The 20,220-nt window shown below is 67.1% G+C and carries 25 protein-coding genes; 14 read left to right on the top strand and 11 right to left on the bottom strand.

Annotation, left to right across the window (positions count from 1 at the left end):
* Positions 1-46 precede the first annotated feature (46 nt).
* Positions 47-664: a nitroreductase gene (locus ACESMY_RS13205; RefSeq protein ID WP_372785059.1), complete on the bottom strand. Its 618-nt coding sequence runs from the start codon at positions 662-664 to the stop codon at positions 47-49.
* A 151-nt stretch (positions 665-815) separates the two neighbouring features.
* Here ACESMY_RS13205 and ACESMY_RS13200 point away from each other — a divergent pair, with 151 nt between their 5' ends.
* The 3 genes from ACESMY_RS13200 (at position 816) to ACESMY_RS13190 (ending at position 2,496) form a co-directional block, all read left to right on the top strand.
* Positions 816-1,364, top strand: a complete 549-nt coding sequence (locus tag ACESMY_RS13200; protein ID WP_372785058.1) for an NUDIX domain-containing protein — start codon at positions 816-818, stop codon at positions 1,362-1,364.
* A gap of 29 nt (positions 1,365-1,393) precedes the next feature.
* Positions 1,394-2,227: a serine O-acetyltransferase gene (gene cysE, locus ACESMY_RS13195; protein ID WP_372785057.1), complete on the top strand. Its 834-nt coding sequence runs from the start codon at positions 1,394-1,396 to the stop codon at positions 2,225-2,227.
* Positions 2,228-2,301: 74 nt separating this feature from the next.
* Positions 2,302-2,496: a DUF3126 family protein gene (locus ACESMY_RS13190; RefSeq protein ID WP_372785056.1), complete on the top strand. Its 195-nt coding sequence runs from the start codon at positions 2,302-2,304 to the stop codon at positions 2,494-2,496.
* Here the strand turns inward: ACESMY_RS13190 and ACESMY_RS13185 are convergent.
* Positions 2,493-3,041, bottom strand: coding sequence for an SOS response-associated peptidase (locus tag ACESMY_RS13185; RefSeq protein WP_372785055.1), 549 nt, complete (start codon positions 3,039-3,041; stop codon positions 2,493-2,495). The genes ACESMY_RS13190 and ACESMY_RS13185 overlap by 4 nt on opposite strands.
* 451 nt (positions 3,042-3,492) lie before the next feature.
* Positions 3,493-4,137, bottom strand: coding sequence for a S24 family peptidase (locus ACESMY_RS13180; protein ID WP_372785054.1), 645 nt, complete (start codon positions 4,135-4,137; stop codon positions 3,493-3,495).
* A gap of 86 nt (positions 4,138-4,223) precedes the next feature.
* Here ACESMY_RS13180 and ACESMY_RS13175 point away from each other — a divergent pair, with 86 nt between their 5' ends.
* Genes ACESMY_RS13175 through ACESMY_RS13165 form a run of 3 tightly spaced genes read left to right on the top strand, consistent with a single transcriptional unit; the run spans position 4,224 to position 5,331 of the window.
* Positions 4,224-4,484 carry a hypothetical protein gene (locus ACESMY_RS13175; protein ID WP_372785053.1) on the top strand — a complete coding sequence of 87 codons (261 nt, stop codon included), beginning with the start codon at positions 4,224-4,226 and terminating at the stop codon, positions 4,482-4,484.
* A complete protein-coding gene (locus tag ACESMY_RS13170; RefSeq protein ID WP_372785052.1) occupies positions 4,481-4,678 on the top strand; it encodes a hypothetical protein in 198 nt (65 codons plus the stop codon). The genes ACESMY_RS13175 and ACESMY_RS13170 overlap by 4 nt, the downstream gene beginning before the upstream one ends.
* Before the next feature lie 32 nt (positions 4,679-4,710).
* Positions 4,711-5,331 carry a hypothetical protein gene (locus tag ACESMY_RS13165; RefSeq protein WP_372785051.1) on the top strand — a complete coding sequence of 207 codons (621 nt, stop codon included), beginning with the start codon at positions 4,711-4,713 and terminating at the stop codon, positions 5,329-5,331.
* Here ACESMY_RS13165 and ACESMY_RS13160 read toward each other — a convergent pair.
* Both ACESMY_RS13160 and ACESMY_RS13155 read right to left on the bottom strand, forming a co-directional pair.
* On the bottom strand, positions 5,309-6,385 hold the full coding sequence (locus ACESMY_RS13160) for a sensor histidine kinase (RefSeq protein WP_372785050.1): 1,077 nt from the start codon (positions 6,383-6,385) through the stop codon (positions 5,309-5,311). The two genes, ACESMY_RS13165 and ACESMY_RS13160, sit on opposite strands and share 23 nt — an antisense overlap.
* 185 nt (positions 6,386-6,570) lie before the next feature.
* A complete protein-coding gene (locus tag ACESMY_RS13155) occupies positions 6,571-7,263 on the bottom strand; it encodes a sensor histidine kinase (RefSeq protein WP_372785049.1) in 693 nt (230 codons plus the stop codon).
* Positions 7,264-7,577: 314 nt separating this feature from the next.
* Between ACESMY_RS13155 and ACESMY_RS13150 the strand changes: the two genes are divergently transcribed.
* On the top strand, positions 7,578-7,802 hold the full coding sequence (locus ACESMY_RS13150; protein ID WP_372785048.1) for a hypothetical protein: 225 nt from the start codon (positions 7,578-7,580) through the stop codon (positions 7,800-7,802).
* Positions 7,803-7,881: 79 nt separating this feature from the next.
* Positions 7,882-8,313: a hypothetical protein gene (locus ACESMY_RS13145; protein ID WP_372785047.1), complete on the top strand. Its 432-nt coding sequence runs from the start codon at positions 7,882-7,884 to the stop codon at positions 8,311-8,313.
* 4 nt (positions 8,314-8,317) lie between these two features.
* Here ACESMY_RS13145 and ACESMY_RS13140 read toward each other — a convergent pair whose 3' ends face one another.
* On the bottom strand, positions 8,318-9,838 hold the full coding sequence (locus ACESMY_RS13140) for a carboxylesterase/lipase family protein (protein WP_372785046.1): 1,521 nt from the start codon (positions 9,836-9,838) through the stop codon (positions 8,318-8,320).
* Between the two features lie 253 nt (positions 9,839-10,091).
* Here ACESMY_RS13140 and ACESMY_RS13135 point away from each other — a divergent pair, with 253 nt between their 5' ends.
* From ACESMY_RS13135 to ACESMY_RS13125, 3 genes are all read left to right on the top strand, one after another.
* On the top strand, positions 10,092-10,688 hold the full coding sequence (locus tag ACESMY_RS13135; RefSeq protein ID WP_372785045.1) for a TetR/AcrR family transcriptional regulator: 597 nt from the start codon (positions 10,092-10,094) through the stop codon (positions 10,686-10,688).
* 122 nt (positions 10,689-10,810) lie between these two features.
* Positions 10,811-12,823 carry a redoxin domain-containing protein gene (locus ACESMY_RS13130; protein WP_372785044.1) on the top strand — a complete coding sequence of 671 codons (2,013 nt, stop codon included), beginning with the start codon at positions 10,811-10,813 and terminating at the stop codon, positions 12,821-12,823.
* Between the two features lie 10 nt (positions 12,824-12,833).
* Positions 12,834-13,925, top strand: a complete 1,092-nt coding sequence (locus ACESMY_RS13125; protein ID WP_372785043.1) for a hypothetical protein — start codon at positions 12,834-12,836, stop codon at positions 13,923-13,925.
* Here the strand turns inward: ACESMY_RS13125 and ACESMY_RS13120 are convergent.
* On the bottom strand, positions 13,922-14,146 hold the full coding sequence (locus ACESMY_RS13120) for a hypothetical protein (protein ID WP_372785129.1): 225 nt from the start codon (positions 14,144-14,146) through the stop codon (positions 13,922-13,924). The genes ACESMY_RS13125 and ACESMY_RS13120 overlap by 4 nt on opposite strands.
* On the opposite strand from ACESMY_RS13120, the gene ACESMY_RS13115 reads away from it, so the two are divergent.
* Both ACESMY_RS13115 and ACESMY_RS13110 read left to right on the top strand, forming a co-directional pair.
* A complete protein-coding gene (locus ACESMY_RS13115; protein ID WP_372785042.1) occupies positions 14,076-14,492 on the top strand; it encodes a hypothetical protein in 417 nt (138 codons plus the stop codon). The two genes, ACESMY_RS13120 and ACESMY_RS13115, sit on opposite strands and share 71 nt — an antisense overlap.
* Positions 14,489-15,832 (top strand): hypothetical protein, encoded by a 1,344-nt coding sequence (locus tag ACESMY_RS13110; RefSeq protein ID WP_372785041.1) that lies wholly within the window; start codon positions 14,489-14,491, stop codon positions 15,830-15,832. Before ACESMY_RS13115 ends, ACESMY_RS13110 begins: the two co-directional genes overlap by 4 nt.
* Before the next feature lie 196 nt (positions 15,833-16,028).
* Here ACESMY_RS13110 and ACESMY_RS13105 read toward each other — a convergent pair whose 3' ends face one another.
* From ACESMY_RS13105 to ACESMY_RS13090, 4 genes are all read right to left on the bottom strand, one after another.
* The gene (locus ACESMY_RS13105; protein ID WP_372785040.1) at positions 16,029-16,634 is read right to left on the bottom strand and encodes a hypothetical protein; all 606 of its coding nucleotides are present in this window, start codon (positions 16,632-16,634) and stop codon (positions 16,029-16,031) included.
* 183 nt (positions 16,635-16,817) lie between these two features.
* Positions 16,818-17,195 (bottom strand): hypothetical protein, encoded by a 378-nt coding sequence (locus ACESMY_RS13100; RefSeq protein ID WP_372785039.1) that lies wholly within the window; start codon positions 17,193-17,195, stop codon positions 16,818-16,820.
* A 36-nt stretch (positions 17,196-17,231) separates the two neighbouring features.
* On the bottom strand, positions 17,232-17,639 hold the full coding sequence (locus tag ACESMY_RS13095) for a hypothetical protein (protein WP_372785038.1): 408 nt from the start codon (positions 17,637-17,639) through the stop codon (positions 17,232-17,234).
* 60 nt (positions 17,640-17,699) lie between these two features.
* A complete protein-coding gene (locus ACESMY_RS13090; RefSeq protein WP_372785037.1) occupies positions 17,700-18,638 on the bottom strand; it encodes an IS1595 family transposase in 939 nt (312 codons plus the stop codon).
* A 241-nt stretch (positions 18,639-18,879) separates the two neighbouring features.
* On the opposite strand from ACESMY_RS13090, the gene ACESMY_RS13085 reads away from it, so the two are divergent.
* Positions 18,880-20,220: a hypothetical protein gene (locus ACESMY_RS13085; protein WP_372785036.1), complete on the top strand. Its 1,341-nt coding sequence runs from the start codon at positions 18,880-18,882 to the stop codon at positions 20,218-20,220.

The following is a 20,220-nucleotide window of genomic DNA, read 5'->3' as shown; positions in this document are numbered from 1 at the left end:
AGGCCGGACGGCGTCCCGCGTCGTCCGGCCGTTGTGTTTTCAGGGCCTAACCGGCGTCCCGCCAGCGACTGACCAGGGGCGCGATTTCGGGGCGTTCGCGCTCAAAGGGCGGCTCGCGCGGCGTGCCCAGGAGCAGGAACCCCGCCACCTTTTCCTCCCCATCCAGTCCGAGTACGGCGTTGGCCTCGGGGTCGTAGGCGTACCAGTCGGTGATCCAGTTCGCGCCATAGCCCATGGCGAGCGCCGCGTAGAGCAGGGTCGTGCAGACTGCGCCGGCGGAGAGGCGCTGTTCCCATTCGGGGATCGTGGCCACGCGGGGCGCCGAGATCACAGCGACAGCCACGGGCGGAATCTTGAGCTTCGCGAGCTTGGCTGCGGCGGTCTGGTCGCCGCGCGACTGCGCCAGCGCCTCAAGACGGCCGGCGAAGCTGGCCTTGGCCTCGCCCTCCAGGATCACGAACCGCCAGGGCGCGAGCTTGCCGTGATCCGGGACGCGGGCAGCGAGGCGCAGCAGCGCATCGAGCTCGGCGGCGCTCGGTCCGGGCGCGGCGAGAGTCACGGCGGAGGCGGATCGCCGCGTGGCGAGGAAGGCCAGCACTTCAGGGACCGCCTTGACCTCGACGGGGTCGCCGAATTGCGGGGCGGGGGGCAGGGCGACGGTCACGGGCGGCTCATCAGGTTTAAGAAAAGCGATAGAGTGGCTCCTTTATGGGTGCGCCTGCGCGCATCGCAAGGCGAGCCCACCACCCATGCCGCAGAAACCCGCTTGGCTACGCCCGCATGGAACGCCCTGGAAACCCGGGGAAGAGCGGGTCGTGTATGAGAGCGGCTGGATCTCGGTGACCGATCAGACCGCGATGGCGCCCACCGGCAGGCTCGCGCCCTACGGCCTGGTGCGGTTCAAGAACGTGGCTGTCGCGGTCCTGCCGATCCACGACGACGGGAGCGTGACCCTGGTCGGCCAGCACCGGTTTCCCCACGGCGACTACAGCTGGGAGCTGCCCGAGGGCGGGGCCCCGCTTCACGAGGATCCGCTGGAGGGGGCCCGGCGTGAGCTGGCCGAGGAGACGGGACTGGCGGCGGCCGAATGGCGCGAGGTGATGCGGACGCAGCTTTCCAATTCGGTGACCGACGAGCGGATGATCGGCTATCTGGCGCTGGGACTGTCGCCCACCGCCGGCGCGCACGCCGCCGACGACACCGAGGCGATCGCCATGGTTCGCGCGCCGTTCCGCGAAGCGCTGGACGCGGCCATGGCGGGATATCTTCCCGACATGCTGACGGTGGCGATGTTGCTACGGGGCTACCATATGGCTCGTGAGGGAGCTTTGCCGGGCGCGTTAGCGCTCGCCATGCTAGGATAGGGAGACGCCTCATGGGGCGGGAGGACTTGATGAGCCAGCAACGCCTGGAAGTCGTCGACTCGGCCAGCGCGCCCCCAGTTTGGGCGGCGCTGCGCAATGAGGCCCAGTCCGCAGCCCAGAACGAGGCCGCGCTCGCGAGCCTGATCGCCGCCGTGATCCTGAACCACAAGACCCTCGGCGGGGCGCTTTCCTACCAGCTTGCCCGCAAGCTCGGCGACCAGGAACTGCGCGGGATGAGCATCCGCGAGATCGCCGAAGAGGCCTATGCAAGCGATCCCGGCCTGGTGGACGCCGCTGAGGCCGACCTCAAGGCGGTGTTCGAGCGTGATCCCGCCTGCAAGGGCTATGTCCAACCGTTCCTGTTCTTCAAGGGCTTCCTGGCGCTGCAGACCCATCGGGTCGCCCATTGGCTGTGGAACGAGGGTCGCGAGACCCTGGCCTTCTATCTGCAAAGCCGGATGAGCGAGCTTTTCCAGGTGGATATCAATCCGGCCACCCGCATCGGCCGCGGTGTCTTCATCGACCACGGCACCGGCATCGTGATCGGCGAGACCGCGGTGATCGGCGACGACGTCTCCATGCTGCAGGGCGTGACCCTGGGCGGCACCGGCGCCGAGCGCGGAGACCGCCATCCGAAGATCGGCAAGGGCGTGCTGCTGGGCGCCGGCGCCAAGGTGCTGGGCAACATCACCATCGGCGACTACGCCAAGATCGCTTCGGGCTCGGTGGTGTTGAAACCCGTCCCCGCCGGCTGCACGGCCGCAGGGGTGCCCGCGAGGCTGGTCAACTGCCCGACCTGCGACGAACCGGCCCGCAGCATGGACCACACGCTGGCCGAAGCGGTCTACGACTACGTCATCTGAGGTTTTCGGAACCGTCGCGAACGGCTAGGTTCCCGCCGCCTTTAGACTTCAGGAGCGTTGGCGTGGACGAAAGAATGATCCGAAAGCTCGAGGGCCACCTGCGGGGCACCTTCGCCAACGCCCGCATCACGCTCACCCCGCGTCCCAAGCAGAAGGACTCCGCCGAGGTCTATGTCGGCGAAGAGTTCGTGGGCGTGGTGTTCGAGGACGAGGACGGCGACGGCTCGTTCATGTTCGAAATGGCGATCCTGTCCGAAGACCTGCCCTAGCGGATCTGCTCGACCCTCAGGCTGCCGGCCGGCAGCGCCGGGATTTCGGCGTCGGGCGAGGGGCCGAGCCAGGCCGCCCATTGCGGGCGCGGCACGATCACGATCTGGCGGTTGTGGTAGGGGGCGATGTCCGGCCCCGGCTCGCGCGTCAGCATGGTGAAGCGGTCGTCGCGGACGAAGCCTGCGATGCAGAAGAGATCGTTGTCCGTGGCGGTGAACAGCCACTTCGACTTGGGAGCCTTGTCGCCGGTAAATTCGTAGAAGCCGTCGGCGGGGATCAGGCAGCGTCCGCTTGGGAAACGCCGACCGTCCGAGCGGAAGTTGATCAGCGGCCCGCCTTTGGGCTGCACGAAGCCCCAACGAAGCTGTCGGAGCTCCACGCCTTCGGGTGAGCCGATGAGGATCGGGGCGGGATCAGTCGGGCGGACGGAGTCGCGTGGCTCGAGGTTGGGCGCGCCGCCGGCCCAGTGAATCGGCAGCCTCAGCTGGCTGAACTCATCGACGACGCGGTCGAGGGACTGCTTGAAGCGGTACTCGTTGCACATGGCCCGCCAGATAGGGCGCCGGAGGTGGCGACGTCCATGGCCGCGCTAGCGGCGCTCGCCAATTCCCCAATCGCCGCGGCGCAACGGCGGTCGTCCGCGGCGAGACCGCGATCGAGACAGGCGCGGACCGCTTCCACCGCCCGTTCGGCATCGGTCATGGCGGCCAGCAGGCGGCCTGAGGCGCTCGATCGCCAGATGTGCAGCGCTGAAAGGCGGACGGCGGCTTTCCGCGCGAGGACCGCGGCGCCGGCCACCGCGACCGGGTCCGGGCTCAGCCCCGACCAGGCCACGCCCCTATAGTGCTCCACCTCCCGCCGATGAGCCTGGAGGCGCGCCCCCTGGGCGGCTTCCTCAGCTTCAAGCAGGCGCGAGAATTCAGGATCGGGCGGCATTCCATGAATGTATCAAAAATACAGATCAGAGGCAAAAATTTCCGTAGATGACTTGCCGATCAAGCCGCACCGCGGATGATCTTGCGCGCCTGGAAGGGCGGAATGATCGCGGTGATGTGAGCGGCCCAGCGTAGGCGGGCGTCCTGGCGCGTGGGCCCGGCGATGCTCTCCAGGTCGAAGCGGCCGGCGCGTGAACCCCGCAGCAGGCGCTTGACCAGCACCTCGTCGGTGTCGACCTCGACCACCACGACGTGGCCCAGCATATCGGGCGTCGGCGCAGTGCGTTGATCCTCGAAATAGATCAGGGCCCCGTCGTCGGCGACGCCACGCATGGAGTGGCCGACCACCAGGAGCGCCACCGCCTTGTCGGTGCCGCCGGGCGGGATCGGCGCGAGGTCGCCGGGCTCCTGTCCCGTGGCGAAAAGCACCAGGCCCTCCGGATTGGCGCCCACCCGGCCGATGATCGGCACGAAGCCGGCTTCGGCCGCGGGCAGCATGGCGCCCGCCGCGTCGTAGAGCCACTCCGGCCGCACGCCGAAGGCCGCCGCATAGTCCTTGGCCCGGCGATAGGAGAAGGGCGCGTTGCCGTTCTCATTGGACCCATAGGTGTTGCGGTTCCAACTGAAGGCGTCCGCAGCGGCGGCGGCGGTCTCGAAACCCTTGGCGATGCGCGCCTCTCGCAGGCGCAGGAAACGTTCGTCCATAGGAAAGATCTTTGCGGTCGATGATCGCCGTGGATAATATACGTTTTTAACTTGCGCAAGAGACGTATCTTTTATACATTCTTGGCATGAAGCCTTTCAAGCCCCCTTCGTGGTCTCTCGCCAGCGCGAGCTACGCCGCCAGCCGCCACGGCGGTGCGCCGCCGGATGTGGTCCGGGTCGAACTTGCTCTGCCAGCGGAGACCGCGGCGCGGCTTGAGCGGCTCTTCAGGGCGCGGCCGGGCCGCGGCATGGACGCCATGCGGCCGCGGTATGCGCGGCACGAGGCGCATGTACGGGCGGTGGTCGCCCAGGGCGGCTATCCGGTCCTGTCGGGACGGCGCCGATGAGCCGCGAGGCAGAGGATGCGGCGGCCATGGTGGCGCGCGCACTCAGCCGGCGACCGCCGACCGAGCGGCCCGGATTCCTGCGCGAACTGCTGGCGCACACGGCCGCGGGCCTGGTGGTGATCGAGGGCGACCGGTCGGCGGGCGAGGCGGTCTATCGGCTGGCTGACGCCGTGGTCGCCCGCGGCGGCCGCTGAGTTTTCATTCAACCGATCAAAGAGGAAACGGCATGGGACGCGCCTACGATCCCGCCCGCGCCATGCGCGAGCGTCTGCAGATCCTGGAGGCCCGCGAGAAGGGTCGAGCCGCGGCGCGCGAGGTGGCTGACGGGGTCTCCGAGACGGTAGCCCTGGCTATATCGAGGGGAGCCGCTTTCGAGAAGCCGGCGGCGCCGCGCGGCGGCCGTGAAACGCCCTATCGGCGGCAGGCGGGCCTCGAATGGTTGGCGAAGAAGGGGCGCATCACCGAAACGCAGAAGGCGGCCGGCGAGGCCTATGGCGACTGCTGGCGACGGGCCGGATCGGCGCCGGCGATCGGTTCGACGCTGGAGGTGCAGCCGAGCGGCGGGCTGGCTGGTGGGCCGTCGCTGGGCCTGCTGCTCAAACAGGCGGCCGGGCGGCGGCAGGCGGAAGAGGCGCTGGAAGGGTTGCGCGCGCGACTGTTCGGGCAATCGGACCTGGTGACCGTTTGCGATCTGGTCTGCGGCCAAGAGCTTACCCCGCGTGAAGCCGGCGGCGGCGACCGCGAGGCGGCGCGCGTCGAGGCGGTGCTGAATGTGGCGCTGGATATCCTGTCGCAGCGGGGGCGGCGCCCCGCAGTCGACGGGCCTAGTCGGCGGCCGAGGGACTGATGGTCTGCGCGGGAATGTCGAGTTGGAAGACCAGGCCCTCGGCGGTCCAGGCCGCGGCGACCTCGGCCTCCAGGTGGGCTGCGGCGCGCGCGATGACGGTGGCGCCGACGCCCTGCCGGGCCGGCGGCGACGTCGCAGGCCCGCCGCGCTCGGTCCATTTGAAGGCGATGCGGTCGCCCTTGGCGCGGCGCCATTCGATCAGCACCTTGCCGTCCTGGGTGGAGAGCGCGCCGTGCTTGGCGGCGTTGGTGGCGAGCTCGTGGATGATCATGGCCATCGACTGCGCCGCGGCCGGGGCTATGGGCAGGATCGTCCCGCTGATCCAGACCTGCGAGCCTTCGTCCATGAAGGGCGCGAGCTCCTCGCTGACCAGGTGTTGCAGGTCGGCGCCCATCCAGCTGCTCTTGGCCAGCAGGTTGTGGGCCCGGGCGAGCGCCTGGATGCGGCCGTTCAGGGTGTCGCGGAAATCCTCCACCGTCTCGGCACGGCTGAGTCGAATCATGGACTGAACCACGGCCAGCATATTGTTGGCGCGGTGGTTGACCTCGTTGGCCAGCAGCCGTTGGCGATCCTCGCCGGCCTTCCGTTCGGTGATGTCGACCAGCATGTTGACGGCGCCGACCATCTGGCCCTCCGCGTCGAACAGCGGCGTCGGATAGGGGCTGAAGGTGACACGCGTGCCATCGGGGCGCTCGGCGATGGCCTCGGCCCCTCGGTTGGGCTTGCCCTCTCGCAGGGCGACGGCCATCGGGCACTGGTTGTGCGGCAGGCGCGAGCCGTCGAGATTGTAGAGCTTCCAGGTGACGCACCATTCCTCGCCGAGCGCGGGACGGCGGCCGGCGAAGGCGACGGCGGCTTCGTTGTAGAAGGTGATCTTGCCCTCGGCGTCGGTGGTGTAGATCGCGGCGGGCAGGGCGTTCAGCAGGTCGCGGTAGAAGACCTCGCGTCCCATGAAGGACTGTTCGGCCTGGGCCAGGCGCACGACATTGGCGGTCACCGCCGGCGCCGGTTCGGGCGAGGGCTGCGCCGCACCGGCGTCAGGTCGCGGCGTCATTTTCAGCCCCTAGATGAATGGCGTGACTCAAGACACACCCCCAGCCGCGAAACGCCGTAATTCGAAAAGGGTTCCCAGAGTCGGAAGGGCTCGCCTTATGTTCTCTTTTTGTTCTTGACATTCCCACAGGTTTTTGGAATAATCCGGCGAGCGTCGATCGGCGCGCCCCGTGTTTCGGGAGGCGCCTAGCCGGTGAGGCTGGAGGCCAGCGCGGGGCGAGCGATTTCGCCGGCGGGCGCCGTCACTGTGACCACCAGACCCAGCGAGCTGCTGTCGAAATCCAGCACCGCGCCCATCTGTTCGGCCAGCGAGCGCACGACCCGCATGCCCAGGCCGCCGTCGACAGTGGAGTCGAAGCCCTCGGGCAAGCCGACGCCATCGTCGGACACGGTCAGGATCAGATCGCCAGCGCGTGGCCGGCGGCAGCTGACGTCGATGCGGCCGGCCGCGCCGGCCGGATGGGCGTATTTGACGGAGTTGGTCACCAGCTCTGTGACGATCAGGCCGAGCAAGCCGGCGCGTTCCGGCTCAATCGCGCAGGGCCGCGCGTCGCAGCGCAGGGTCACCGGCCGGTTCAGACATACCGACTGCGAAAGGATGCCGCAGGTGTCGTCCATGTACTCGCCGAGATTGACCAGGTCGCCATCCGGCCGCCCTGCAAGGAGATGGTGCAGCCGCCCGACGGTCTCGATCCGCACGCCCACTTCGTCGAGCATCACGCAGACCTCTTCCGCCGTCAGGCTCCGCTTGGCCTTGGCCATCTGTGAAGACTGGAGCCGCACGAAGCCGGCGATCAGAGCCAGGTTGTTGGCGATGCGATGATGCGCCTCTCTAAGTCGAGTATCAGACTTATGAGATTCGAGTTCAACCGTGACCATTGTTTACGCGGACCTTTCGTCGCCCTCTCGGAGCGATCCTCGACAGCATTCATCATAAGGAGAACATAAGCAACTCGGTTCCACGAACCTTCCTAAACTAGACATTGAATATTTGATCGAAGACGGAAATATCAACTTATACTATATGATGACTTTTCTGCTTCCTGACGCTTATCTGTAAAAAACATATTTGTAGTATTGTCAGATAAATGTATAAAATGAGTAAGAAGCGGTCTTGACGGTCTTTGTGGAAAATATTAATTTTCAGCATGCCCGCAGCCTGCGGGACGGGTTTCGATCGGGTGAGGGGTGCGATGAACGATCTGTCGCGGCCGGAACGGCTGCAAATCATGCTGACCGCCGAAGAACTGGCGGCGCTGGACGACTGGCGTTTCCAACGCCGGATGCCGAGCCGCGCAGCCGCGGTGCGTGAACTGCTGAAGCGCGGACTGGCGGCCGAAGGCGTGGTGATCGCCGATGGCCGCACGAAATCATCGGACTTCGGGGTTATCCCGGTCCAGGATGACGGTCCGGCGTGAAGCTGTCGGCCTTGGTCTCTCCACGAGCCGCAAGCCTTGGTCTACTGTCGCGCCTTCGAACGCGTTGCGGAGCCCGACCATGAGCCGTCCCGATGTGAAGCCTCGTCCGCGCGCGCTGGTCCTTGCGGCCGCCCTTGCCGCCCTCGCCGGAACCGCTGACGCGCAGGCTGTAGCTCAGCCGCTGGTTCTCAAGCCCTATGTGGTGCGAACCGCCGCAGCCACAAGCTTGCCGGTCAAGGCGGTCGCCGGGCTCGCCCAGCCGACGGCCGATCTGGCCAACCCACTCGACGCGCTCGCGCCGACCTCAGCCGCGGCCAGCTCGGTTCAGAGCGCCGTCTTCGCACGGACGGCGGTCGACCATCGCTTTTCGAAACGAGACGATGTCACCGGCTCGCTGGGCTTCCTCTGCGGCCTGCAGCCCGGCCACAACGAGGCGGGCGGCGCGGCGGCCTACGGCGCCGATCCGCACGGCCGGTTCCTGGGCGCCAAGCTGAGCTTCGCGTTCCGCTAGAGCCCTAGCGTCCGGCGCCCGCCGTCGAGAGCTGCTCCACCAGGTCGAGGCTGGTCTTGTGGAAGGCGGGGCGTGCGCTGACCCCGTCCGCGCCGAACTCCAGCACCGTATCGGTCGCGGGGGTGTAGGCCGGCCAGGCGGGGCCACCGGCGGCCCCGGGGTCGGAGGTCTTGGCGAAGGCCGCCCAATAGCTGGTCATGGCGCCGCTGATCTTGCGGTCGGCCGGCGTGGCCGCAGCGATTGTGCGGTCGCCGCGCACGATATCGTGGTCGGGAAGGGTGCCGAAGACATAGATCAGCTCTCCGCCGTGGCTGAGGCCGTGGACGGTCGCCCGCTGCGCCGCCGGAATGTAGGAGTCGTAGTAGACCCAGGCCTTCTGGCCGTTCCTGACGTGCAGACGGGCGAGCAGGCGGTCGGGCTCGATGACGGCGGCCTCGGTGCCCAGGTCCCATTGGACGGTCTTGAGATCGGCGGGGCTTCCGTAGGCGGCGACCAGCTTGTCGCGAAGGGCGCCCGCGCGGTCGAGCGGGGTGGCGGTGGCGAAGAGGCTCGCCTCCCAGCTGTTGCCGCCGGCGATGTAGGGGACCTTGAGCTCGCGCCCAGCGGCGAAGGCCGCGGCGGGGCCCTCGGGCAGGATCTTGCCGTCGAGGATCGGGGTGACCTGGCCGGCGGCCTTGGAGAGCTGCTCGGCGCTGAGCGCGCGGAGCGCCTTCATGGCCTCGGGGCCGGAGCCTGTGACGCCAAGCCCGGCGGCGTAGTCGACGCCGACCTTCTCGGCGGCGGCCATGGGCAGGCCCGGGATGCGGCCGAAGCCGGACTCGGAGATGGCTTTGGCGAACAGGCCCTTCGCCTCGGGAGAGGCCATGAGATCGTTGATCAGGATGCCGCCGGCGGACTCGCCGAAGGCTGTGACATTCTTCGGGTCGCCGCCGAAGGCCGCGATGTTGGCCTGGACCCACTTGAGCGCCGCGAGGTTGTCCATCATGCCGTAGTTGGCGAGCGGGCCGGCGGGCTGCTCGGCGGTGAGCGCCGGATGGGCGAAGAAGCCCAGACGTCCGAGACGATAGTTCACGGTGACCAGCACCACGCCCTTCTGGGCGAAGCGGGTCCCGTCATAGATGGCGTTGGAGCCCGACCCGCCGGTGAAGGACCCGCCGTGGATCCAGACCATCACCGGCAGCTTGGCGCCGGCGGCGTGGTTGGCGGGCGTCCAGACATTGAGGGTGAGACAGTCCTCGGACTGCTTCACGTCCGGGGTGACGGCGCGCATCTGCATGCACATGGGACCGTAGGCGGTGGCGTCGCGGACGCCGGTCCAGGCCTTGGCCGGCTGCGGCGGACGCCAGCGCAGCTCGCCCACCGGCGGAGCGCCGAAGGGGATAGCCTTGAAGCTCGCTACATCGCCGACGACCGCGCCATGCAGCTGGCCCTGAGCCACCTTGGCGGCGTCGGGCGAGGCCTGGGCTGAGGCAGCGGCCAGGACCGAGAAGGCCGCCGCGGCGGCGATGAGGTTGCGAAAGGTCATGTGTTCGTCCCGATGGCCCGCTTGTGCCTGGCGGTCGGTTGCGGGAGCCGGCGCCTATCCAGACGTTCGCGGCGGCTCGGTCGCGGGTCAAGCGCTGGATGAAAACTCGCCGGCTCGATGGCCTTTCGCCGCCGCGGCGCATCTTCTGGGCGAGGCAAGCCCGCGGATCTTCCGGATTGTGCTGTCCTGACGCCATGCGAGACCGCAGTATCGCGATCACGCAAGGCTGCATCCTGGCGCTGTAAGGTGTTGCATGACGGGAAAGGTCAGAACCGCGTCGCTCGAGGTCGGCGGCGTCAAGACTAGAGTGCTGGCCGCCGCCGCCGGCATCCTCGCCACCCAAGGCGCCGAGGAGCTGAGTCTTCGGGCGATCGCCGACAGCGCCGGCATCGGGCTCGCCTCGATCTATCATTACTTCGCCAGCAAGACGGACCTGCTCCTAAACCTGGCGATCGCGGGGTTCGAGGACCTGCGCCGCGATATCCTCCAACTGCAGGCCGATCCGGCGTTTGCATCGCCGATGCGCGGCGGACACCGGGCCTTCTTCAACTTCGCCGAGACGCAGCCCGCGCTCTTTTCGCTGATGTTCAGCGAGCGCCTGATGTCCGGCCACGAGACCCTCCGCGAGGCCGAGCATCAGACCTTCCTGGCCTATCAGGCCGCTGTCCAGGCCGATCCGCGGATACCGAGCGCCTACAAGGAAAAAGCGGCGCTCGCGCTTTGGGCGCTCGGCCGCGGCATGGCGGCCATGATCACCTCGCAGCCCGATGGGAAGCTGCCCCCGGAGACGGCCGCGACCCTCTACGCCGGCGCGGCCTATCTGATCGACCACCCCAGCGGCGAGCCCTGACGCGACTGCGGCCCATTGACGGCGTATATTGAAGGCGCTTTTCGAACGCCGTTCGATCCGGCAGAGTCGCCCGTTAGAAGGCCGGGTCTGCGTACGCGGCGAAGTTTGGGGGATGAGACGCCATGAAAACCACCCGGATCGCCATGCTGATGGGCGGCGTCGCGCTGCTGGCCGGCTGCGCCGCCAACGACACCGCGCCCAACGCGCTGGCCTCGGCCGCGCCCGCCGCGGCGACCGCGTCGATGCGGGTCAGCAACTTCCTGCTGGTCGACCAGAACCTGGAAGCCCACGAGCTCTACCGCCTGGCCGACGCGCCGGCCGTGGTGATCGTCACCCAGCAGAACGGCGACGCGGTGACCCGCACCCTGGCGCCGCAGATCAACAAGCTGGCCGCCGATTACGGCAAAAAGGGCGTTGAGTTCATGATGATGAACTCCAGCCTGAAGGACGGGATGGAGACGATCCAGGCCGAGGCCACGAAGACCGGCTACAAGGTTCCGATCCTGATGGATTCCAATCAGATCGTCGGCGAATCGCTGGGCGTCAGCCACTCGGCCGAGGCCATCGTCCTCAATCCCAAGACCTGGGAAGTCGTCTACCACGGCGCCGTGGCCGGCATGCCGGCGGCGCTCGACGCGATGCTGGCCGGCAGGGCGGTCAGCGCCTCGGCCCAGGCCAGCGCCGGCGCGGCCATCGCTTTCCCGGTGCGGAGCCAGACGGCTCACATCACCTATGTGAAGGACGTGGCGCCGATCCTCGAGAAGCGCTGCGTGGCCTGCCACGAGGAAGGCGGCATCGGCCCCTTCGCCATGTCGAGCTATGCGATGGTCAAGGGCTTCGCCCCGATGATCAACGAGGTGATCCGCACCGACCGGATGCCGCCGTACCACGCCGATCCGCACGTGGGTAAGTTCTCCGACTCCAAGCGGATGACCCCCGAGGAGATCAAGACCCTGGTGCACTGGGTCGAGGCCGGCGCTCCGCGCGGCGAGGGCGATGACCCGCTCGCCAAGGCCCATCTGGTGGCCGTCGACTGGCCGCTCGGCAAGCCGGACCTCATCCTGGATATCCCAAAATTCAAGGTCGCCGCCTCCGGCGTGGTCGACTACCAGCGCCCGTTCACCGTGAACCCGGAGACGGAAGGCCACTGGATCCGCGCAACCTCCGTGAAGCCCGGCGACCGCCAGGCCGTGCACCATGTGCTGAGCGGCTGGATGAGCGCCGCGCCCGCCAACGGCAAGACGTCCAACGAGGGGATGTGGCGCCAGTCCGTCGGCCGCTATGCGGTGGGCTCGGAATCCGACGTCTATGACGGCACCATCGGCACCTACCTGCCGGCCGGCGGCGCCGTGGGTTTCCAGATGCACTACACGCCCTATGGCAAGGAAACGGTCGATAGCTCCCAGATCGGCGTCTATTTCGCCAAACAGCCACCCAAGTACATCATGCGCCAGACGGCGATCAGCGACCCCGGCATCGATATCCCGGCGGGCGCCGCGCACCACATGGAGATGGCCTACCAGGAGTTCCCGAAGGACGCCCTGCTCTACGACGCCTTCATCCACGCCCACTACCGCGCCACCGCCAGCGACCTGTGGCTCCAGACGCCGGACGGCAAGAAGACGCTGCTGGTCAGCCTGCCGCGCTACGACTTCAACTGGCAGCGGGCCTACACCTTCGCCGAGCCGGTGAAGATCCCGGCCGGCTCCAGGCTGATCGCCCGCTACTGGTACGACAACTCAAAGCGCAATCCGCACAACCCCGACCCGAGCATCGAGGTCACGTGGGGCGAGCAGTCGTTCCAGGAGATGCTGTTCACCCAGGTCGACTTCCGCTGGATGGATGAGACCGCCGCCGCTCAGATCGATTCCGACGGCCGCCTAGGCGAGAGCCGCCTGCTCGGCTTCCTCGATAAGGACCTGGACGGCAAGGTGGAGAAGGCCGAGCTCCGCGGCCAGATCGGCAAGGCGCTGCTGGCCCAGTTCGACGCCCTCGACGCCAATCACGACGGGGCCCTGGACAAGGCCGAACTGAAGGTGGCGATGAGCAAGATGCAGGGCTTCCAACGCCGCAAGACCCCGGCCGAGGAATTCAGCGCCCCGGCCGCGGCCTCGCCGACCGCCGGCGGGCGCTGAGGCTCGCGTCGTGCGTGCGCTCAGCCTCGCCGTCGCCACAGCGCTCGCCGGAACCGCGGTGCTCGCCCCCCTAGCGGCGCCGCTGGCGGCTTCCGCACCGGCCGCCGACGCCTACAAGGCGCCGCGCACCGCCTTTGGCCAGCCCGACATTGGCGGCTATTGGTCCAACGCGACGCTCACCCCCATGCAGCGCGACAGCAAGCTCGGCGATCGGCTGGTCTTCACGCCGGCGGAGGCCAAGGCGCTGGAGGTCGACGAAGCCCACCAAGTCGATGTGGGCAACAAGCGCACGGATCCGAACGCGCCGGTGAACGCCCCCAACGGGCTGGAGCTCAAGCCTTCGTTCCTCGCGGCCGGCGGCGACGTCGGCGGCTACAACCGCGGCTGGCTCGATCCCGGCCACACGGTGATGCGGGTGGGCGGCCAGCCCCGCACCTCGCTGCTCACCACCAAGGACGGCCACGTTCCGCCGCGCAAGACCGCCGCAGCGGCGAGCACGGGCTACTACAGCGGCGGCGGCGAAGGCAGCCGGGACCCCCTGGGCTCGTACGACAATCCGGAGAACCGCCCGCTCAGCGAACGCTGCATCATGTTCGGGGGCAACGTCGGGCCGCCGATGATTCCCAACGGCTTCTACAACAACGACTACAACATCGTGCAGACCCCCGACGCCGTGGCGATCCAGGTAGAGATGGTCCACGACACGCGCATCGTGCGGCTGCACGCCCAGCATCGCACCGACGACGTGCGGCCCTGGTTTGGGGATTCCATCGGCTGGTGGGAGGGCGACACCCTGGTCGTCGAGACCAACCACATCCCGCAGAAACAGGCCTTCCAGGGCGCCTGGAAAGACCTGACGATCACCGAGCGTCTCACCCGTACGGCCAAGGACCGGCTGCGCTATTCGTTCGTGGTGAGCGCTCCGGGCTCCTGGGATAAGCCCTGGGGCGGCGAGTACGAGTTCGCGCCCCTGCAGGGCATTCTCTACGAATATGCCTGCAACGAGGGGAACTACGCCCTGCCGGGCATCCTGGGCGGCGCCCGGGCGCAGGAGCGGGCCGCCGGGCCCGTCGCCGTCGCAAAGGCCACCGGCAAGAACTAGCGCCGGCGGCCGAGCGCGCCCGCCATCTGTTCACAACCGAAGGAGTTTCCGATGCCCTCAAGGTCATCGAAGGTCGCGCTTGCGCGCGCCAAATCCCGGCCTGTGCGCCGTCGCAAGGACGGCTCGCGGGCCGTCAGATATTCCACAGCGTTGGCCCGGAAAATCTGTGAGCGGATCGCGCGCGGGGAGATCTGGTCGCAGTTCAGCGGCACGGACGGCATGCCGGAGTATTCGACGTTGTTCCAATGGCGGCGGGAGAAGCCGGATTTCGCCGAGGCCTTCACACTCGCCAGGGCCGCGGCGACCGAGGCGAGGGCCGACGAAGTGCTGGCCGTCTCCATGGGCGCGACCAAGGAGACGATCCAGGAGGATCGGCTGCTGGTCGGTTCCCTGAAGTGGCACGTGTCGCGAGCCGACGGGATCGAGGCGAAGGCGAACACCTGGACCCTCGGCAAGGAACGGCGGTTGGTCATCCGCGTGCGCGAATTCGAACGCGCCTGGCGCGAGGACGGAACGCCCTATGTGCGCGAGATCACCGCTTCGGACAGCCGGAGCGATGCGGAATGATCGAGGAGCACCTCAAGCTGCCCGCCGCCGCTTGGACGCCGCGGGAGTACCAGCTCGACCTGTGGCATTTCCTGCGCGCCGGCGGAACGCGCGCCGACGTCGTGGCCCACCGGCGTTGGGGGAAGGACGACGTCGGGTTGCACTGGGCGGCGCTGGCGGCCTCGGAGCGGACCGGGAGCTACTGGCACCTGCTGCCGGAAGCGTCCCAAGGACGGAAGGCGATCTGGGACGCGGTCAATCCGCATACCGGCAAGCGGCGGATCGAGGAGGCCTTTCCCCCGCAACTGCGGCCGACGGCGCACGACGCGGACATGATGATCGAGCTCGGCAACGGCTCGACCTGGCAGGTGGCGGGGTCAGACAACTACAACAGCCTGGTGGGGTCCTCGCCCGTCGGCGTGGTGTTTTCCGAATGGTCGCTGGCCAAGCCCGAGGCCTGGAGCTTCATCCGGCCGATCCTGGCGGAGAACGGGGGGTGGGCGCTGTTCCTGTGGACGCCGCGCGGCCGCGGGCATGCGACGCGGGCGTTCGAGAGCCGGAAGCTGCGGCCGGACGAGTGGTACACCCTGCGCTCGCCGGCCACGGTGACCGACGTTTTCACGCGCGAGCAGCTGGACCGGGAGCGGGCGGAGCTGATCGCAGAGCTGGGCAGTGCAGAGGAGGGCGAGGCGCGGTTCGCGTCGGAGTACATGGTCGACTTCGACGCCGCGGCGCCCGGCGCCTATTACGCGGGCCTCCTGGCGCAGGCGGAGCGCGACGGCCGGGTGGGGCGCGTGCCCCATGACCCGGCGCTGAAGGTCGACACCGCCTGGGACCTCGGCATCGACGACTATACGGCGGTCTGGTTCTTCCAGCAGGCCGGCCGCGAGGTCCGGGTCATCGACTATTTCGAGACCGCGGGCGAGGGGCTGCAGGCGGTGGTGCGCCAGGCGCTTTCCGGCAAGCCCTATGTCTTCGGCACGCATCACTTGCCGCATGACGTGATGGTGCGCGAGCTGGGGGCGGCGGGGCGCTCGCGGTACGAAACCCTGGGCGGGCTGGGGGTGTCGCCGATCTCGGTAGGGGCGGCGATGGACCCGGAGGAGCGCGTGAACGCGGCGCGCTTGATGATCCCCATGTGCTGGTTCAACGCGGAGACGTGCGCCGGCGGACTGGAGCGGCTACGCGGTTACCGAAAGCGCTGGAACCGAGCGACGCGCAGCTATGGCGGCCCGCTGCACGACGCGGCGAGCCACGGGGCCGACGCCTTCGGCGAATTCGCGGCGAACCGGGCCGGCGGGGCGGCGGTGCGGCGCCCGGCGCGGGCCCGCGTCGGCGAGCCCCTGGGCTGGATGGGCTGAAGCGTGCGGCGCATTTTGTTCTCTTTTTGTTCTTGACATACGCGGGCAGTTATATACGTGACAACGTGAGCCCAAGATGAGAGATTCGCAGGGACAGGCCGGCGCTACTGAGACCGAGACAATCCGAGAGGTAGAGGGAATTTTGGCGGACGCCGAAACCCCCGGCACTCCGCAATCCGCACTTTCGTACGCCGACCTAGCTGCTGAGATTGTCGCCGTAGTGCTGCGTAAGCAGAGGCATGATTAGGCCAAAGTGGTCCACGAGACGCTGACCAAGCGCCTTGATCTCAAATACGAGGTCAAAAAACTCGCTTCGGCCCCGCGTGATCGTTTCCCTTTTCAAGAGGTGACGCTCCGCAGGGTCCCGAGAAACTGTGTGTCGGTGCATCGCTGAGGTATCGCCGGGGAAACCGTCGTGCGCGTAGCCGTGGATCATGTCGTGACGGGTCACGCTTAGGCGCAGGATTTCGTCTGCTATCGACGTGGCTTCTTCTAGGTACGGCGCCAGCGGCGGGAGCTGGCGATGGGATCGCTTGAAAAGCTCGACCTTTCTCCCCAGCGCCAGCGGGAAGACGCCGCGATCAAGCATGGCCCTGGAAAGGCAGGAGTTGACTAGGTCAAGGGCGATTTCCAGCGATGCCCAGGTCTGTGTGGCGCGGCCTATCATCTGATAGGTTAGATTTTCCACTTGTGCTTGCAGCCACGCCATCTCGGCTTCAACTAGCTCTGGCGGGATTTTCCCCGCGTCCACCAGTTGCACAAGGCGCATCGACGCCAACTCTAGGAACGACAGGTCGGACATGACCGATAAGCCCTCAGATCCCCCCGAAGACGACAAGCTACCAGAGGCCGAGGCCGAAGAGCGATTCAAGCGCCTGGTCGGCAACCTGGTGAACACGCCCCATACGCCGCACAAGCCAAAGGATGGCCCTGGTGGACCTAAGTCACCTCCAGACGATGCCCGAGAGCCTGTCCGCCCTGATCGCTAGTTTTTGGCGTCAGTCGGAGGTTCAGACGCGCGAAGGACAAGTTGGGCAATCGTGTCCAGAGAGTCTGCTGACTGATCGAAGCAGCGCGTCGCGGTTTCCCGCATCTCGTTGACAATCAGCGCGGCAACGCCGGACTCCACCGCCCCGCGCGGAGAAGCCCTCAGCATTCTGTCGGCGTGTTCGCTGAGGTGTTTGCTGATCGCCTGAGCGTCATCGGCGGCTTTCGCAAAGCCGGTTTCATCCTTCACCTGCGCGGCGAACTGGATAGCGATCATCGTTTTGATCGCTAGCTCTAACCCCTGCACCTGACCGCTGAGCTTGAAAAACAACTCGTCGCTGACCATCGAAATTCCCCGGTTCGGCTTGAACTTCACACCTTGCCTTTGCTGAGTCGATGGAGGCCCGCGTGATCAATTGCTCTTTGCGGGTCCCGGGCCTTGGACACCTTCTGAGAGGTATCGGCCTACTCCGTTCGCAAGCTGCGAAAGCCGGACCTCGAACGCCATGGTCACCCGGCCGACGGGGAACGCCAGCACCACAAATCCTTCTTCTTTCCCGGCTGCGATCCCGAACTGACCAACACGGATCGACGTCGCCGTCAGAGTGCCCGTGTGCGTGGTATTCGGACGATCTGGCGTCGAGTGACCCGCGACTGTCAGGGCCTCGGCGATAAACTTCTGAAGTTGCTCTGCAGTCACCGTGGCGGCGGCAGCCTGCCGCGCTGTGGAAAGGCCGACGATCACGTGGCCGGAATCAAGATCGCCCTCGATCACAAATTCCTTAAGCGGACCTAGGATCGCGAACGGCTCTTCGCTCATGTGGCTTCTCCGGTTTTGACAACTTTACGGCGAAGGTTCTGGAGTCGCCTCGCCTTCTGCTTACGCGTGCGCGCCTTCGTTAGACCGCCGATAGGTCAGGCGCTTGCCGCTGACATTGCGGAGCAGTTCGTTGGTGCGCTCGGTGTCTTCGATCCCGAGGCCCGAGCGATGGTTGTAACGGAAATCGAACTCGGCGAGGTAGCGGGCGAGGTGGGCTTCCGAGACGTGGATAAACGTCCCGTTGATGCCGCGCTTGAGGATTGAGAAGAAGTTCTCGACGGTGTTCGAGTGAGCGGTTCCGCGGACGTATTCGCCGTCTGAGTGATCGACCGCTTCATGGGAAGCGAACTCGCGACCGAGGTAGCGATAGAAGCGGGCGCCGTCCGTCATCAGGTCCGACGAGCGGTGCACGTTCTGAGTGACCAGCGGGCGCAGGGTCTTCGCCGTGACGTTGGCGACGTGGAAGGAGCGCGCCTCACCGTTGCGCTCGACCAGCGTCAGAACCGCTTCCTTGCGGCCGAACACGTCCATGGGCGCCGCGCGCTTGTTGCGGTGCTTGTTGGCCTCTTTGCCGCCGACATAGGTTTCGTCGGCTTCCACGGTCTTGCCCGCGCCGCCAACCGGCGTCTTGGTCGTGGGGTTCATCGCTTCGCGCAGGCGATGACACATGAACCACGCGGTCTTGTACGTGACGCCGAGCGAGCGATGAATCTGGTGGGCCGAAACGCCCATCTTCGAAGACGCCATCATGTACGAGGCGAGCAGCCACTTATTCAGCGGCACCTTGGAGCGCTCGAACACAGTGCCGACCGTGGCCGTGAACTGGCCGGTGCAGGCGCGGCACTGATAGAGGCCCGGACGCGCGGTCTTGCCGACCAGCTTCGTCGCCTCATCGATCACGCCGCAATGCGGGCAGATCGGGCCGTTCGGCCAACGCTGCGCCTCTAGGTGCTCGCGGGCCTTGTCGGCGTCTTGGAAGATCGGATCGGTGAGGTTCATGACTGGATTTCCTTAGTGAATCCAATCTAAACCCGCTCACCACGTTGTCAAGTATATAACTGCCCATACGCGCGCGTTTTCGGTAGAGTTTCGTCAGCGTTGATTGGTGCGCCCGCCGTCAGGCGGTGAACCCCCGGTCCGCGTCCCCACGAGCCTGGCGACATCGAACAACCGGCTTCCGCCCGTGAGGGAGGAAGCGCGGCCGATGGCGCGCCGCCGCCCTCAAACCGAAAGAACGCTCATGAGATACCGCCTGTCCGGCGCCGCCCTGGGGGCGTGCGTCCTGATGTCCGCGTCCGCGCATGCCGACAACATCACCATCGCCACGAAGTCGGTCGGCTCTGTCGTCGAACATCCCTTGGAGGTCATCGAAGGCGTGTCCGGGGGTGCGCCGACGGCGGTGAACATGACCAACAGCGGGGCGCTCGACGTGACCGTGGTCGGCGGATCGAGCGGCGCCTCGACCAAGGCCAACGCATCGGACCCGTCGCTGACGGAGGGCTCGACCACCAACCAGATCAGCGTCGATCTTGCCGGCTATGCGCGTTCGCTCGCCAAACAGGCCGGGACTTGGAACATCACCAACATCTCCGGCACGATCTCGCTCCCAACGCTGGCGGCCACCTCGACCCTCCAGACCACGGCCAACACCAGCCTCTCGACCATCGCCACCAACACGACGTCCATCGCCACGGCGACCAACCAGACCAACCTCACCGGGACCAAGGCGCCGGGCACGGCGGCGGCCAATTCCCTGCTCGCAGGCGGGGTCTACACCAGCGGCGGGATCACACTCACGACCGGCCAGCAGGCCGCGCTGCAGTTCGACTCGACCGGCCACCTGCAGGTCACCGGCGGCGGTGGCGGCGCCGTCACCGGAGCGGCCAGCGCGTTCTCGGATGGCTGGGACGTGACGCAGGGGGCCAAGGCCGATAGCGCCTGGACGACGGGCTCAGGGTCGGTGATCTCGCTCCTGAAGGCCATTGCAGGCGCGGCGATCGACACCACCACGCCGAGCCCGGTGAAGATCGACCAGACGACTGTCGGGACGACGAACGCCGTGGCGGTCGCCCAGATCGGCGCCAACACGGTCCTGACCGGCAACGGCGTCACCGGCGCCGGCTCTCAGCGGGTCACGGTCGCTTCGGACAATACCCCGTTTGCGGTAAAGGTCGACCAGACCACGCCGGGGACCACGAACCACGTCGATGCCGGCCTGTCGGCTGCGGCCACGGGCGGCTGCACGCTCACCGGCATTCAGTCGGCTGCCTCGAATAACGCCAACTTCGTCAAGGCCAGCGCGGGCACGCTTTGCGGCGGCCTGGCGATCAACACGACGCCGACGCTGTACTATCTGCGGCTCTATAACCTGACTGCGGCCCCCACCTGTTCCTCCGCGACTGGCTTCGTCGCGACCATCCCCGTTCCCGCCTCGGCGACGGGAGCCGGCACGTTGATAAACCTCGGGCCGTTCGGGGCCGCGTTCACCACTGGCATCGCCTATTGCATCACCGGAGGGGGCACGTCGACCGACAACACGAACGCTGCGGTTGGCGTCTTCATCACGCTGGCGACCAAGTAG

The sequence above is a fragment of the Phenylobacterium sp. genome (assembly GCF_041691455.1).
GTDB lineage: Bacteria > Pseudomonadota > Alphaproteobacteria > Caulobacterales > Caulobacteraceae > Phenylobacterium.
This window is presented reverse-complemented; position numbering and strand designations above follow the sequence as displayed.

Coding starts and splice junctions, on each gene's coding strand:
- ACESMY_RS13120 (WP_372785129.1), bottom strand. CDS start 14,146: ATGCCGTCCGTGCCGCTGAACTGCGACCAGATCTCCCCGCGCGCGATC.
- ACESMY_RS13110 (WP_372785041.1), top strand. CDS start 14,489: ATGATCGAGGAGCACCTCAAGCTGCCCGCCGCCGCTTGGACGCCGCGG.
- ACESMY_RS13095 (WP_372785038.1), bottom strand. CDS start 17,639: ATGAGCGAAGAGCCGTTCGCGATCCTAGGTCCGCTTAAGGAATTTGTG.
- ACESMY_RS13135 (WP_372785045.1), top strand. CDS start 10,092: ATGACGGGAAAGGTCAGAACCGCGTCGCTCGAGGTCGGCGGCGTCAAG.
- ACESMY_RS13175 (WP_372785053.1), top strand. CDS start 4,224: ATGAAGCCTTTCAAGCCCCCTTCGTGGTCTCTCGCCAGCGCGAGCTAC.
- ACESMY_RS13090 (WP_372785037.1), bottom strand. CDS start 18,638: ATGAACCTCACCGATCCGATCTTCCAAGACGCCGACAAGGCCCGCGAG.
- ACESMY_RS13185 (WP_372785055.1), bottom strand. CDS start 3,041: ATGTGCAACGAGTACCGCTTCAAGCAGTCCCTCGACCGCGTCGTCGAT.
- ACESMY_RS13155 (WP_372785049.1), bottom strand. CDS start 7,263: ATGGTCACGGTTGAACTCGAATCTCATAAGTCTGATACTCGACTTAGA.
- ACESMY_RS13085 (WP_372785036.1), top strand. CDS start 18,880: ATGAGATACCGCCTGTCCGGCGCCGCCCTGGGGGCGTGCGTCCTGATG.
- ACESMY_RS13140 (WP_372785046.1), bottom strand. CDS start 9,838: ATGACCTTTCGCAACCTCATCGCCGCCGCGGCGGCCTTCTCGGTCCTG.
- cysE (WP_372785057.1), top strand. CDS start 1,394: ATGAGCCAGCAACGCCTGGAAGTCGTCGACTCGGCCAGCGCGCCCCCA.
- ACESMY_RS13165 (WP_372785051.1), top strand. CDS start 4,711: ATGGGACGCGCCTACGATCCCGCCCGCGCCATGCGCGAGCGTCTGCAG.
- ACESMY_RS13130 (WP_372785044.1), top strand. CDS start 10,811: ATGAAAACCACCCGGATCGCCATGCTGATGGGCGGCGTCGCGCTGCTG.
- ACESMY_RS13145 (WP_372785047.1), top strand. CDS start 7,882: ATGAGCCGTCCCGATGTGAAGCCTCGTCCGCGCGCGCTGGTCCTTGCG.
- ACESMY_RS13160 (WP_372785050.1), bottom strand. CDS start 6,385: ATGACGCCGCGACCTGACGCCGGTGCGGCGCAGCCCTCGCCCGAACCG.
- ACESMY_RS13150 (WP_372785048.1), top strand. CDS start 7,578: ATGAACGATCTGTCGCGGCCGGAACGGCTGCAAATCATGCTGACCGCC.
- ACESMY_RS13190 (WP_372785056.1), top strand. CDS start 2,302: ATGATCCGAAAGCTCGAGGGCCACCTGCGGGGCACCTTCGCCAACGCC.
- ACESMY_RS13170 (WP_372785052.1), top strand. CDS start 4,481: ATGAGCCGCGAGGCAGAGGATGCGGCGGCCATGGTGGCGCGCGCACTC.
- ACESMY_RS13105 (WP_372785040.1), bottom strand. CDS start 16,634: ATGTCCGACCTGTCGTTCCTAGAGTTGGCGTCGATGCGCCTTGTGCAA.
- ACESMY_RS13180 (WP_372785054.1), bottom strand. CDS start 4,137: ATGGACGAACGTTTCCTGCGCCTGCGAGAGGCGCGCATCGCCAAGGGT.